Source organism: Mesorhizobium sp. L103C105A0, from assembly GCF_000502215.1.
Lineage (GTDB): Bacteria > Pseudomonadota > Alphaproteobacteria > Rhizobiales > Rhizobiaceae > Mesorhizobium.
In genome coordinates, this window is the sequence record NZ_AYXF01000002.1 from 891,173 (window position 1) to 905,241 (window position 14,069).

The window sequence follows — 14,069 nt, forward strand, 5'->3', positions numbered from 1 at the left end:
TTGGACTAGACCCATTCAAAAGGTCGGCTCATTCAGGCGTATATGATACAAGTCCCACATCTTGTCTTGCCGCAAAGTTCACCCTCTGATTCCCTGTGCCAAGGCGATAGAACCTGATTCTTGCACCTGGCGTGTTCAAGCGGCGCGTTCCGGGAACTTTTTTATCGATCAATTCCAAGGAGACAAGACGATGAGCACCGCGGCAAGGCCCGTCATCTCGGAAATGCGGCCGAAGATAACCGTCATCGGTGTCGGCGGTGGCGGCGGCAACGCGGTCAACAACATGATTGCCGAAAATCTGCAGGGTGCGGAGTTCATCGTCGCCAACACCGATGCCCAGGCACTGACCATGTCGAAAGCATCGCGGCTGATCCAACTGGGTGCCCATGTCACGGAAGGCCTGGGCGCCGGGTCCCTGCCGGCGATCGGCCGCGCGGCAGCCGAGGAATCGATCGACGAGATCAGGGACCACCTTGCGGGAACCCATATGTGCTTCGTGACCGCCGGCATGGGAGGCGGAACTGGAACCGGTGCCGCGCCCGTCATAGCGAACGCTGCACGGGCAGCCGGCATCCTGACGGTGGCGGTCGTCACCAAGCCGTTCACCTTCGAAGGGAAGCGCCGTATGCAAGCCGCCGAAGAGGGCATCGAGCAGCTTCGCGAATGCGCCGATACCGTGATCGTTATTCCGAACCAGAACCTCTTCAGGATCGCTGACGCAAAGACGACTTTCGCGGACGCCTTCGCCATGGCTGATCGCGTCCTTTATTCCGGCGTCGGCTGCATAACCGATCTCATCGTCAAGGAGGGGCTGATCAATCTCGACTTCGCTGACGTGAAGTCGGTGATGCGCGACATGGGCCGCGCAATGATGGGTACCGGGGAAGCCACGGGCGAGGACCGCGCCAGGAAGGCCGCCGAAGCGGCGATAGCCAACCCGCTTCTCGACGAAGCCTCGATGATCGGCGCCAAGGGCGTCCTGGTCTCGATCTCGGGCGGCATGGACATGACGCTGTTCGAAGTCGATGAGGCCGCCACCCGCATCCGCGAGGAGGTCGACGCCGACGCCGACATCATCGTCGGCGCCATATTCGACCGGGCACTCGCCGGAAAATTCAGGGTCTCAGTCGTCGCGACAGGATTGCGGCAGGGCCTGGAGATACCGCAGTAGGCAGGATCCGGGCTGCTGATTTATGAGTCTGGTGGACCGTGGTCATGGGCTTCGCCACCGAAAAGTCGGCCCGCAAGCCCGCACCATTGAACTTGCCGGTGAATTTGCGTTGCCGGCCTAGAGACCGAATTTGTTTCGAGGCAGCTGCCACGAATGCGCGAACTCGCGTCAGCGCCGCCGCGGAACCGCTCCAACTGCAACCGCGCCGCGAATGCGCTTCGACCACGATCCCCAACAGGAGGCCATACAGATTGACCACGGCAGACATTTCGCCTGCGATATGGCCAGCATCTGCTGACCACATGATCGGCACTTTCTGATCGGTGATGCGGGCTCGCTGGATATGGCACAATAAACCGGCATGGGTCAGGCGTCGGGAGCATCCAGTGGCGGCCAGCCTCGCAAGCACTATATCGAAGAAAAACTCAGGTCGACCCGACAGGAGCATACTCCATGGCTGACACGCCGATACCCGATGCTTCGTTTCTCGCGGCCCTGACGACAGAGCATTTCGTGCAGCAGACAGCGATCAGCACGTCCATAAGTGAAATGGCGTCGCGAACGACCATCTACATTATGTCTCTGTCGAGCGCTCTGGTGGCAACGGGCTTTGTTACGCAGTCCTCCGAGTTCTTCCTGCCGTTTGTCGCGGTTGTGCTGCCATCGGTCTTTTTACTGGGTGCCTTTACCGTCTTGAGGTTGGTCGACATCGCCGCTGAGAACATGCAGGCCCATATCGGCATTGCCCGGATCAGAGCCTACTATCGAACTTTGGGCGACGAGGCTGCCTTCCAGTTTTCCAAGGAATTCGGTCGCTGGCCCGAAAATGACGCCGAACCTTCTCTTCGTACTGGGCCTCTCCTGGCGTACCTGACCACTGCAGCGACTATGATCGCATTCATAAATGCCATCGTCGCTGCGGCCGGCGTTACTCTGCTTGCGTTTCGTGTCGGTGCAGAACTATTGCTCGCGCTGTGTCTTGGTGCTGGAACAGCAATCGGCTTGATGACGATTTTCTATTTATACCAGCGCCTCCGGACGAAAGGCATGGTCCGCATTGCCAAACCCTATGGTTCTGAAAAGAGCGTGCTTTGAGCGGGTAATGAATGTGGTGTTTGTCTGAACGCCACCGGCATGGCAATTCCGGTCTCATTGACGACCAATGCTCCACGCTCCTCGCGGGCTGTTCGCAATGGCGAGCCCTTTCGGGATCGAGATATTTGCGCAAACTTTTTTGCCCGGCATGCGTTGTTCGTTCTCCGAGCACAGGAGAAAGCCATGCAGACTAAGTCGCAGACTTCAGCTGAAGCCGCCAAGCAACGCCATATCCAGCGTGGTATCGACGCCAAAGACGAGACGAAGAGCAATGGCAAAATGCAACAAGCGATGCAAGCCGGCGCCCGCAAATATCCCGAGCCGCCTTTTCCCGAGCAGCATCAACCCAAACCGGGGCATGAATGGGCGATCGAGCCCGCTCCGCTCTACGATGCGCCTTACTACCTCGGATCGAAAAAACTCGACGACAAGGTAGCGCTTATCACGGGTGGTGATTCCGGCATCGGCCGTTCCGTGGCAGTCTTGTTCGCCCGCGAGGGCGCCGACATTGCGATCGTATACTTGAGTGAAGACAGGGACGCCGAAGCGACCAAAAACGCCGTCGAAAAGGAAGGCCGGCGTTGCATACTGATAAAAGCCGATGTCAGTGAACGCGAGCATTGCCGCAACGCCGTGGCGCTGACGGTCGAAAAATTCGGCAGGATCGACGTGCTGGTCAACAACGCCGCTTTTCAAATCCATTCCAGTGACTTCAACGACCTGACCGAGGAACATTTCGACACGACGCTGAAGACCAATCTTTACGGCTATTTTCATATGGCGCAGGAGAGCGTGCCGCACATGGAGCCGGGCTCCGCGATCATCAATACCGGTTCGGTGACCGGCATCGACGGTTCCAAGCAACTGGTTGACTATTCGATGACCAAGGGCGGCATTCATGCCTTCACACGAGCGCTTTCGGGCAATCTGATCGGCAAGGGCATCCGGGTAAACGCGGTCGCGCCAGGTCCGGTGTGGACGCCGCTCAACCCTTCGGACAAGGAAGCCGACGAAGTCTCGAAATTCGGCGCGGATACGCCGATGAAACGGCCAGCGCAACCGGAAGAACTTGCCCCGGCTTACGTGTTCCTCGCCTCGTCGCATTGCTCGAGTTACATCACGGGAGAGATCCTGCCGGTGGTCGGTGGCTACTGAGGTCGCGGAACGTATTTCGTTGCATTGGGCTACCGAGTAGACGGCACGCGACGACGTCGTCTCCAGGGAGACGCTTGCCGCGCTCGATCGCTTCAAGAAACGCGTGATCGGTGCCGTGCGCCGCCGCGACACGGCACCCGCCACGGCTCCGGAGCAATAGCGCTCCGTGTTGGTCGAAATCCTCGCTCGCGTTTTCAATTTTCTGAATTTCCGCTTGGAACTCTCCCGCCGGCATACCGTTCAAACATCATTGAGCCAGGAGAACGACCATGCCACGAGGCGACAAATCGAAATACAGCGACAAACAGGAACGTAAAGCCGACCACATTGCCGCAGGCTATGAGAAGCGCGGTGTTTCCGAGAAGGAATCCGAGCGCCGGGCATGGGCGACCGTCAACAAGGACGATGGCGGCGGCAAGAAAGAAGGCGGCTCGGGTCGTGGTAAACACACCGGACACCCCGCGGCCCACAAGGGTGGGAAAAGCGGCGGCAAGGCATCGGCTTCACGGTCAGCCGCAAGCCGATCGGAATCGGCAAAGAAGGCAGCGGCAACACGCAAGCGGAATGCCGAGCACCATGCCCATTAACTGCCCCGCAACAGGTTCGGAACGCCATGAAACCCAAGCTCGTCAATCAGGTCAGCGGGCAAAGAATTTTCGTCGTGGTGCTCGACCTCGGCGACGAAGGCTTCGCCGCGCTGACCGCCTTCGCAACCGACAAGAACATCGCCGACAAGAACATCGGCAGTGCCTCTTTGACTGCGATCGGAGCGTTCGGCGCCGCCTTGATCGATCTTAATGCGTGAGGTTGGCAAGCGCCTACCCGGCTCCTTGGCCATCAAGGGCGGATGTCTCTGTGGCAGGATCCGATTCAGCGCCGGGATCGAACCGAGGGTTCACTACTGCCACTGCGATATGTGCAGACGAGCGACCGGCAGCGCGTTTGCAGTTCTTGCCTGGATGCCCTGCCAAAGCCTGACCTGGAATTCCGGAACGCCAACATATCGAAGGTCTTCGCCGATCGCGCAAAGAGGCTTCTGCCCAGAATGCGGGTCGCCGCTCAGCCTTTGCTACGACGCGTCGCCGACCGAGATCGCGCTGCACGTCGGTACCTTCGATGATCCGGCTCACCTGATGCCTCGGTACAACTACGGTTCAGCGCAGCGCCTTGGTTGGGTGTGCTGCGGAATAGACCTACCGGACCGCGACACCGAGGAGCGCTGGTAGCGCCGCCTGTTGCGAATGACCAAGATTGCCGATCAGGAATGCGGCCCTTTGCGACGTGGCCAGACCGTTGACAACCCCTAAGCGCTAGCCGGTTTTGATCCTTTGGGGGGCCGCATTCTCTATCGCGAGGAAAATCGCTTCGAACAGATCCTCGTCCCGGAAGGGCTTGCCGAGCAAGGGCACGTCGGCTGGCCGATCGGCAATCTCCCGGGCATCGGCATAGCCCGTGATCATGACCGCTGGCCAGTCCGAGCGCAAATTGCGCGCGAAGCGGATCACGTCGACGCCGGATACGAGTGGCATGGCGAAGTCGGTGATAATGACGTCGAACTGGTTGGGAGTGCGCTCCATCATGGCCAGCGCCTCCGCCCCTCCTCCCGCGCAGGTCACCTCGAAACCACGCTGGCGAAGGGACTCGGCGGTCAATTGCCGCAAAACATGGCTGTCGTCGATCAGGAGGATTGATGGGTGCTCCATTCCGGCATCGGCGAACGCTCGTTCAATGCCGGGTTCCACCACAGGATCGACCGGCTGTTCGGTCGAACGTGGCAGCCAGAGTTGCATGGTAGTTCCGCGGTTGACGACGCTTTCTATGCGAAGTGTCCCACCTGACTGCTTCATGAAGCCGTAGACCGTGCTGAGGCCGAGGCCCGTTCCCTTACCGACCGGCTTGGTGGTGAAGAACGGTTCGACGACCTTGGCGACAAGATCGGGGGGTATGCCGGATCCGGTGTCCTTGACGGCGATCATGACATAGTCGCCCGGCGGAATATCCTCTGTTGGCGTCCCGATCGATCGATTCTGCGCATGCACGGTTATTGTCCCGCCAGAGGGCATGGCGTCACGCGCGTTGAAAACCAGATTCATCAAGGCCAATTCAAGTTGGCCTGCATCGACATGCACCGGCCAGATCGTGTCATCGATCTGCCAGTCGAAACGGATCAACCCCCCCAGCACGGGCGCCACCAATCCGTTCATCGTGTCGTTCAGCGCAGCAAGGCGCACCGCTTCCGGCTTCAGGGTCTGGCGCCGCGAGAATGCCAGCATTCGCGCCACAAGGTCAGCGCCTTGTTTTGCAGAACGCCGCGTCAGGTCGAGTACCTGTTGCGCCTGATCATCCAACGTGGCTCGGCGTTCAAGCAGCCCTAACCCACTGAGAATTGCGGCGAGCAGGTTGTTGAAATCATGCGCCAGGCCGCCGGTTAGCTTGCCGATAGCGTCGATGCGCTGGGATTGAAGCAGCTGATCCTCAAGACCGCGCCGCTCGGTGATGTCAAGCAATGTGCCGATGATTTCCGGTTCACGGCCATCTAAGCCGTCCGACATCACCCCCTGGTCGAGAAAAATGCGATACTCGCCATTGGCGCATTGCCAGCGGAACTCGCACGTATAGGAGCCGGTGGTTTTTGCCGCCAGCAGCGCTTCCCTCAATCGCGGCAGGTCGTCCGGATGAACGCGGCTGAGACCGAACTCTGGATCCGATGTCAGGTATTCAGGCGCAAAGCCGGTCAAGCGCTCGACGCCCTCCGTAACAAAGCGCGCCGCAAAGGGCGGCTCGGCTGCCCGAGCATGAAAGCAGACCGGCAACGAATTCAGGATGGCGTCCTGCCGTTGCTCGGCGCTGCGCAGCGCGCGTTCGGCCTGAAGCTTGTCCTTGTGCGCCTGCAACGCCTGCGCCAATAGTCCCTGCTCGACCTCCGCCTTGCGCTGGATCTCGAGCGTCTTCTCGTGGAGTTCGACGAAAACCGCGACTTTCGAACGCAGCATGATCGGATCGAATGGCTTGAACACATAGTCGACTGCGCCGGCGTCGTAGCCGCGCAGCATATGCGCATCCTCCTTGTTGATGGCGGTCAAGAAGATGATTGGGGTGCGCTTGGATTGCTCGCGCTGGCGGATAAGTGCGGCCGTTTCATACCCGTCCAACCCTGGCATGAGGACATCCAGGAGAATGACGGCGAACTCCTCTTTCAGCAGAAAGCGCAGAGCCTCTTCGCCCGATTGGGCGCAGATGACCTCTCCGATAGTCGCGAGCACTTCGCTGATCGCCAGCAGATTGCGCTCATCGTCGTCCACCGCCAGGATGCGGGCTCTTGCCGGCCCTTCGGCAAGAGCTGCCACCTCAAGTTTCCTTACCCTGTTTCTTGCCACCTTTTGCATCGAACGGCCGTCAGTTCGCTGCCAGGAGAATTTTTTCCGGGCTCTCGACACGGGATCGGGCACGCCCGATCCAGACACGAAGCAGCGCCAGCAGGAGATCCAGGTCGACGGGTTTGGCGATGTAGTCGGAAGCCCCGGCATCCAGACATTTTTGCCGATCCCCCTTCATCGCCTTTGCGGTGACGGAAATCAGCGGGATATGAGCAATCGCCGGTGTGCCGCGAATCCGCCGCATCGTCTCGTAGCCGTCCATCTCCGGCATCATGATATCGATCAATGCCACGTCGACATCGGGCGCCTGTTCAAGAAGCGCGATGCCATCACGGCCCCGCTCGGCATGCAGAACCTGTATGTCATAGGTCTCCAGAACACTGGTGAGCGAATAGATGTTGCGAATGTCGTCGTCGACGATGAGAACTTTCGCCCCGGCGAGATCGGACTTGCCGTTATGTTCAGTTCCTGCCCAGGCCTCTTGACGACCTTCTCCCGGCAGCGTTGCCGAAATATGCAGCGCCAATTGAGCGAAGTTCTCCGCCCGCGGTGCTTCCGCCAAGGCCGGGTTCAATGCCAGTACCTGTTCAAGCGCGTCCGGGTGAGGCGTAAAGAACAGCAGCTGCGGCAAGGCTTCGCCGAATTGGCCGGTGATCTCGTCCAGCGCCTTTGCGTTGTCCTTGGCGGAGCGTCCAAAGCCGAGCACGACGGCATCATAGGAGGCGAGGCCAACGTCTTCTGCATTTGCCGCAACACGACCGATCGCGGTGACCGACGTTACGCCGTCGCGGATTGCCTCGACCAGCGCCAGACGCCGCTCCGGGTCAGGGTCCACGACCAGAACGCGGCGCTGAACGCGGAGCTTCTTCGAGTGGATATCCTGAAACACCTTCATCAGCTCGTCCGAGGAAACGGGCTTGGTGGAAATGCTGGACGCCCCCTTGCGTGCGAGACTGTCGATGTCTTCGGCACCCGAGATGACATGGATGGGAATTCCCCTCGTCTTCTGGTCATGCCGCAGCAGATCGAAAAGCACCCAGCCATCGATATCCGAAAGTCCGAGATCAAGTGTGATTGCGTCGGGAACGAGCTTGCGGGCCAATGCCAGCGTGCCGGAACCTGCAGTCGACAGAACGCCTTTCAGCCCGGCCGACCGGGCGAGGCCAAGCAGCAACCCGCCAAAGGTCGGATCGTCTTCGACGATCAACACGATCCGATCGGTGGGTAGGATTGAATCGCGGTCGTCGATCAGCTCTGCCGAGGGCGGACTGCTGAGCAGAGCTGTCGCAGCAACTGCCTCCGCCGCCGGAGCCAAGGTCGACTGTACTGTCGTCACGCGGGGGCCGTCGAACGGGATGATGAGGGTAAATGTCGACCCCTTACCCGGCGTGCTTTCGACCCGCAATTCGCCGCCAAGCAAGCGAGCGATCTCGCGGCTGATCGAGAGCCCAAGGCCGGTGCCGCCATACTTGCGGCTGGTGGTGCCGTCGGCCTGCTGGAAGGCCTCGAAAATCAGCTTCTGTTTGTCTTCTGGAATGCCAATGCCCGTGTCGGTGACGGCGATCGCGAGAGCCTTCACCGGCTGCGTCGCGCCATTGCGGCGGCCGGCCTTTTCAACCCGGAAGTTCAGGCTGACCTCGCCTTCCGAGGTGAATTTGAATGCGTTGGAAAGCAGGTTGAGGACAATCTGCTGCAAGCGTTTCTCATCTGTGCGGACCGTGTCGGGAAGCGCCGGATCGACCTTGATGGTGAAGCCAAGTCCCTTGTCGGCTGCCAGCTGACGAAAAGTTCGTTCCATATGCTGGCGAAGATGCGTCACCGGCATATCGTTGATGTCGATGGAAACAGTGCCCGACTCGATCTTCGACAGATCGAGGATATCGTTGATGAGGCTGAGAAGATCGGTTCCTGCCGAATTGATGGTGCGGGCGAACTCTACCTGTTTTTCGTTGAGGTTGCCGTGCTGATTGGTCGCCAGCAGGTTTGACAAAATGAGCAGCGAATTGAGCGGCGTGCGCAGTTCGTGGCTCATATTGGCCAGGAATTCGGATTTGTATTTCGACGTGAGCGCCAGTTGCTCGGCTTTTTCCTCCAGCGCGCGTCGCGCCATCTCGATTTCGAGATTCTTGTTTTCGACCTGCTTCTTTTCGTTCTCGAGCAGCTGCGCCTTTTCCTGCAGCTCCTCGTTCGTCGCATGCAGCTCTTCCTGCTTTTTTGTCAGCTCGGTTTGACGCGCTTGCAATTCCGACGTCAGCAGTTGCGACTGCTTGAGCAGGCCCTCCGTGCGCATCGTCGCAGCGATTGTGTTGAGAACGATGCCGACGGATTCCATGAGCTGGTTGAGGAACGACTGGTGTGTGTCACGAAACTCGCCGAACGAGGCGAGCTCGATGACGGCTTTGACTTCATCCTCGAACAGAGCAGGCAGGATGATGACATTGGCTGGCGAGGCGCTGCCAAGACCAGATGTGACCCGAAGGAATTCTGGCGGCACATTGTCCAGCATGATGGCGCGCTTGTCGGCGGCACTTTGCCCAACCAGGCCCTCTCGCAGATCAAGCCGCTGCTTGATGGCAGCTTTGCTCTCGGCGCCATAGGAAGCCGCCAGCTCAAGATAGGATTCCTCCTCGTCGCGATTGGTGACGTAGAACACCCCATACTGGNATAGGAAGCCGCCAGCTCAAGATAGGATTCCTCCTCGTCGCGATTGGTGACGTAGAACACCCCATACTGGGCGTTCACCAGAGGAGCGAGTTCGGACATGATGAGCCGCGAGACGGTGGCAAGGTCGCGCTCGCCTTGCAGCATGCGCGAAAACCGGGCGAGATTGGTCTTCAACCAGTCCTGCTCGGCATTCTTCAGCGTCTGATCCTTCAGATTGCGGATCATTTCGTTGATGTTGTCTTTCAGCGCGGCGACCTCGCCGGAGGCTTCGACGCTGATCGAACGGGTAAGATCGCCCTTGGTCACCGCCGTCGAAACCTCGGCGATGGCACGCACCTGGGTGGTCAGATTGGCAGCGAGTTGATTGACATTGTCGGTGAGGTCGCGCCAGAGGCCGGCGGCACCTGGCACACGCGCCTGACCACCGAGCTTGCCCTCGATGCCCACCTCACGGGCGACGTTGGTCACCTGGTCGGCAAAGGTGGCAAGCGTCTCGATCATGCCGTTGATGGTGTCGGCCAGCAGGGCGATCTCTCCCTTCGCGTCGACCGTCAGTTTGCGCCTGAGATTGCCTTGCGCGACCGCCGTCACGACATCGGCGATGCCGCGCACCTGATTGGTCAAGTTCGTCGCCATCAGGTTGACGTTGTCGGTCAGGTCCTTCCAGGTCCCGGCAACACCTTCGACGCGCGCCTGGCCACCAAGCTTGCCCTCGGTGCCAACCTCACGCGCGACTCGGGTGACCTCGCCGGCGAAGGAGTTCAACTGGTCCACCATGGTGTTGATGGTCGACTTGAGCTCCAGGATTTCGCCCTTCACATCGACGGTGATCTTCTTCGACAGGTCGCCGCGCGCCACGGCGGTCGTGACTTCGGCGATGTTGCGCACCTGGCCGGTCAGATTCTCGGCCATCGAGTTCACATTGTCTGTGAGATCCTTCCACGTGCCGGCAACGCCGCGCACCTGCGCCTGGCCTCCCAACTTGCCTTCCGTGCCGACCTCGCGTGCCACGCGCGTGACTTCCGAAGCGAAGGAATTAAGCTGGTCCACCATTGTGTTGATGGTGTCCTTCAGCTCCAGGATCTCGCCGCGGACATCGACGGTGATCTTCTTCGAAAGGTCCCCGAGCGCCACGGCGGTGGTTACCTCGGCGATGTTGCGCACCTGGCCGGTCAGGTTGGCCGCCATGGCGTTGACGTTTTCGGTCAGATCCTTCCACGTGNACTTCGGCGATGTTGCGCACCTGGCCGGTCAGGTTGGCCGCCATGGCGTTGACGTTTTCGGTCAGATCCTTCCACGTGCCGCCGATGCCGCGCACCTGGGCCTGGCCGCCGAGCTTGCCATCGGAGCCGACCTCGCGCGCCACACGTGTCACTTCCGAAGCGAAGGAATTGAGCTGGTCGACCATCGTGTTGATGACGTCCTTGATCTGCAAGATCTCGCCCAGCGCGTCGACGGTGATCTTCTGGGTCAAGTCGCCGGTCGCTATGGCCGTTGCCACCTTCGACACGTCACGCAACTGCACCGTCAAATTGCCGGCCATGGCGTTGACGTTGTCGGTCAGATCCTTCCAGGTGCCACCGACGCCTTCGACATGCGCCTGGCCACCAAGCTTGCCTTCCGATCCCACTTCGCGGGCCACACGCGTGACCTCAGAGGCGAAGGAGTTCAGTTGGTCGACCATCGTGTTGACGGTGTCCTTGAGCTCCAGGATCTCGCCTTTGACGTCGACGGTGATCTTCTTCGACAGGTCGCCGCGCGCCACGGCGGTGGTGACTTCTGCGATGTTTCGAACCTGGCCAGTCAGGTTGGCGGCCATGAGATTGACGTTGTCGGTCAAATCCTTCCATGTGCCGCCGACGCCCCTCACCTCTGCCTGGCCGCCCAGCTTGCCTTCGGTGCCGACCTCGCGTGCCACGCGCGTCACTTCCGAGGCAAAGGAGTTCAGTTGGTCGACCATCGTGTTGATGGTGTCCTTGAGTTCCAGGATTTCGCCTTGCACGGCGACCGTGATCTTCTTGGACAGATCGCCCGACGCGACCGCCGTGGTCACCTCGGCGATATTGCGCACCTGACCGGTCAGGTTCTCGGCCATCGAGTTGACGTTGTCGGTGAGGTCCTTCCAGGTGCCGGCGACGCCGCGCACCTGCGCCTGGCCGCCAAGCTTGCCTTCGGTGCCAACCTCGCGTGCCACGCGCGTGACCTCGCCCGCGAATGAATTCAGCTGGTCCACCATCGTGTTTATCGTGGATTTCAGCTCGAGAATCTCGCCCTTCACGTCCACCGTAATCTTCTTCGACAGGTCGCCCAAAGCCACCGCGGTCGTCACTTCGGCGATGTTGCGCACCTGGCCAGTCAGGTTCTCGGCCATGGAATTCACATTGTCGGTCAGATCCTTCCACGTACCACCAACACCCTCAACGCGCGCCTGGCCGCCAAGCTTGCCTTCAGTGCCGACCTCGCGCGCCACGCGCGTCACTTCCGAAGCGAAGGAATTAAGCTGGTCCACCATCGTGTTGATGGTGTTCTTCAGTTCTAGGATTTCGCCCTTGACATCGACTGTGATCTTCTTCGACAGGTCGCCCGACGCGACCGCCGTCGTAACCTCCGCGATGTTGCGCACTTGCCCGGTCAGGTTCGTGGCCATCGCGTTGACGTTGTCGGTCAGATCTTTCCACGTGCCGGCGACGCCCTTGACCCGGGCTTGGCCGCCGAGCTTGCCTTCCGTACCGACCTCGCGCGCCACGCGCGTCACCTCAGAGGCGAAGGAGGCCAACTGGCCGACCATGGTGTTGACGATCTTGCCGATGCGCAGGAATTCGCCGCGCAGCGGTCGGCCATCAATTTCGACCATCATGGTCTGCGAAAGGTCGCCCTTGGCGACGGCGCCGATAACGCGCGCAACCTCAGCCGTTGGCTGAACCATGTCTTCGATGAGATCATTGACTGAACGGACACTGGATTCCCAACTGCCGGTGGCATTGCGAACCCGGCCGCGCTCGCCTATCCGCCCCTCCTTGCCGACGACCCGGCTCAAGCGCTCGAACTCGCGCGTCACTTGGTCGTTGAGGTCAGCGATCTCGTTGAAAGTCTCAGCTATCTCAGAATCGAGGCCTTCATAAACATTGTCGATGCGGACGGAGAAATCGCCGCGCCGGAAGGCTTTCAGAGAATTCAGGATGCTTCGACGGTCCAATTGCTTCTTGGATGCCTGCACGGTCACAGCGCCACTCCCAGCCCTATGGATTTATACGGATAAAGTTGCCCCCGCGGCCAATGGTGGATCGCGCCGCAAGACCCCAAACGCGGCATCTTCAATTTTGTTCCATCGTGCCGTGAATTCCAGGCCGACGGTTGCGCCTTGGTTTGAACGCCGGATTTTCATGATGCGGTTGTGGATTTATCGTGCTTCAGCCGACCACGACACGTCATAGCCGTTTGCCATTGCCAGAGAGGCATGAATTGCGTTGCGCAACTCGGAAGGCGAGGCAGCCACCCGGTGGTCGAAGCTCACGGCAATTTTCTTGCCGGACATGGCATGGACCATAAGCCCGACAATTCCTCGTCGTCGCAGCGACACTCAGGAAACTTGCGCGGATTCCATCGACCGCAAACGCCGTCGACACAATGTCGTCAGCGCGATTGCCAGCGACTAGGTTTCAAGGTCAATGACTTCGCTTTTCAGCAAATCACCCTCCCAGCGGAAGGCCGACGGCAGAGGCGCCGGATGTCTCGCAAAGATTGCTAGATGCCGGCATCGAGTCTTCGGCGCTGTATCCTGTCCATTCTATGACGGTTGGCCGCGCTGTCGATAGCTCTGCAAGGCTTTGTACGCTTCCAGACACTGATTCACGCGAGCGAGCAGATCAGGCAATCGTGCCGTTCATATACGTTTTCCGGTTCACTGTAGTGCCGTCCGCCAACTGAAACAGTCCGCCCGACCAGAATGACGATTGTCGGCCCTTTCACTTGAAGCCCCCCAGATCAGCGAGTGAGTTGTGGCCAACACTCCAACACCTCCGCCATGCTGGCCGCCTCAATCTGCTCACTGAAGCGGGAATGGTAGACTTCCATCAGTGCGTCATGGGTCTGGTCGGCAGAGCTGCAGATGGCATCGGTGACGAGAATGACGCGAAAGCCACGATCGATGGCGCCAAGCACGGTCGCGAGAACGCAAACGTCGGTTTCGCCACCGGTGATCACGAGCGCACGCACGCCGGAGCCACTCAGCAGCGCGTCGAGCCGCCCCTCGGTCCAGGGCGAATAGACATGTTTGTCGACCACCGTCGCCGGCGGTACAAATCGTGCAAGTTGAGGCATCAGCTCGATCAGGCGCGGATCGATGTTGGAAAGGGTTACCTCCGCCCACCGACGATAGTAGTTTGCCCACATTCCCGGCGCCTCGCCCGGGCGGGCGGCAGGAATGAAGCGCGTGAACAGGGTACGGCTGGCATGTCTGGCGACCAGTTCTTCGATCGCCGGGACCACCTTTTCAGCCCACGGCACGGGCCAAGGTCCACCCGGCGCAAACAGGCGCTGCATGTCGACGCACAGATGCAGGCCATCGTCGCCTATTGGTCCGTGAATCAATCCTTGGGCGGCCACTG

9 protein-coding genes and 1 pseudogene are annotated in these 14,069 nt (G+C 60.0%); 6 read left to right on the forward strand and 4 right to left on the reverse strand.

What is annotated here, in order from left to right:
* Positions 1-190: 190 nt before the first annotated feature.
* From ftsZ to X727_RS1000000169565, 6 genes are all read left to right on the forward strand, one after another.
* Entirely contained in the window at positions 191-1,171 is a 981-nt protein-coding gene (gene ftsZ, locus X727_RS0133595; protein WP_023696303.1) for a cell division protein FtsZ, read from the forward strand.
* Positions 1,172-1,624: 453 nt separating this feature from the next.
* The gene (locus tag X727_RS155625) at positions 1,625-2,266 is read left to right on the forward strand and encodes a hypothetical protein (protein WP_023687857.1); all 642 of its coding nucleotides are present in this window, start codon (positions 1,625-1,627) and stop codon (positions 2,264-2,266) included.
* Positions 2,267-2,449: 183 nt separating this feature from the next.
* Complete coding sequence (locus X727_RS155620; RefSeq protein ID WP_023817849.1) at positions 2,450-3,421, forward strand: SDR family oxidoreductase; 972 nt, start codon at positions 2,450-2,452, stop codon at positions 3,419-3,421.
* Positions 3,422-3,690: 269 nt separating this feature from the next.
* Positions 3,691-4,008, forward strand: a complete 318-nt coding sequence (locus tag X727_RS155615) for a hypothetical protein (protein WP_023687854.1) — start codon at positions 3,691-3,693, stop codon at positions 4,006-4,008.
* Positions 4,009-4,034: 26 nt separating this feature from the next.
* Entirely contained in the window at positions 4,035-4,226 is a 192-nt protein-coding gene (locus tag X727_RS155610) for a hypothetical protein (protein ID WP_023815879.1), read from the forward strand.
* Complete coding sequence (locus X727_RS1000000169565; RefSeq protein WP_081726065.1) at positions 4,219-4,647, forward strand: GFA family protein; 429 nt, start codon at positions 4,219-4,221, stop codon at positions 4,645-4,647. The genes X727_RS155610 and X727_RS1000000169565 overlap by 8 nt, the downstream gene beginning before the upstream one ends.
* A gap of 84 nt (positions 4,648-4,731) precedes the next feature.
* Here X727_RS1000000169565 and X727_RS155605 read toward each other — a convergent pair whose 3' ends face one another.
* The 4 genes and pseudogenes from X727_RS155605 to X727_RS155600 form a co-directional block, all read right to left on the reverse strand.
* Positions 4,732-6,768 carry a response regulator gene (locus tag X727_RS155605; RefSeq protein ID WP_245274134.1) on the reverse strand — a complete coding sequence of 679 codons (2,037 nt, stop codon included), beginning with the start codon at positions 6,766-6,768 and terminating at the stop codon, positions 4,732-4,734.
* 49 nt (positions 6,769-6,817) lie between these two features.
* Positions 6,818-12,679, reverse strand: a pseudogene (locus X727_RS01000000164505) (HAMP domain-containing protein).
* A 183-nt stretch (positions 12,680-12,862) separates the two neighbouring features.
* Positions 12,863-12,997, reverse strand: a complete 135-nt coding sequence (locus X727_RS1000000169570) for a hypothetical protein (RefSeq protein WP_280790991.1) — start codon at positions 12,995-12,997, stop codon at positions 12,863-12,865.
* Between the two features lie 449 nt (positions 12,998-13,446).
* Positions 13,447-14,067: an isochorismatase family cysteine hydrolase gene (locus X727_RS155600; RefSeq protein ID WP_023687850.1), complete on the reverse strand. Its 621-nt coding sequence runs from the start codon at positions 14,065-14,067 to the stop codon at positions 13,447-13,449.
* Positions 14,068-14,069: the final 2 nt, after the last annotated feature.

What these genes read in the sequence shown, in the direction of transcription:
- ftsZ (WP_023696303.1), top strand. Translation starts at nt 191, where the DNA reads ATGAGCACCGCGGCAAGGCCCGTCATCTCGGAAATGCGGCCGAAGATA.
- X727_RS155625 (WP_023687857.1), top strand. Translation starts at nt 1,625, where the DNA reads ATGGCTGACACGCCGATACCCGATGCTTCGTTTCTCGCGGCCCTGACG.
- X727_RS155620 (WP_023817849.1), top strand. Translation starts at nt 2,450, where the DNA reads ATGCAGACTAAGTCGCAGACTTCAGCTGAAGCCGCCAAGCAACGCCAT.
- X727_RS155615 (WP_023687854.1), top strand. Translation starts at nt 3,691, where the DNA reads ATGCCACGAGGCGACAAATCGAAATACAGCGACAAACAGGAACGTAAA.
- X727_RS155610 (WP_023815879.1), top strand. Translation starts at nt 4,035, where the DNA reads ATGAAACCCAAGCTCGTCAATCAGGTCAGCGGGCAAAGAATTTTCGTC.
- X727_RS1000000169565 (WP_081726065.1), top strand. Translation starts at nt 4,219, where the DNA reads ATGCGTGAGGTTGGCAAGCGCCTACCCGGCTCCTTGGCCATCAAGGGC.
- X727_RS1000000169570 (WP_280790991.1), bottom strand. Translation starts at nt 12,997, where the DNA reads ATGTCCGGCAAGAAAATTGCCGTGAGCTTCGACCACCGGGTGGCTGCC.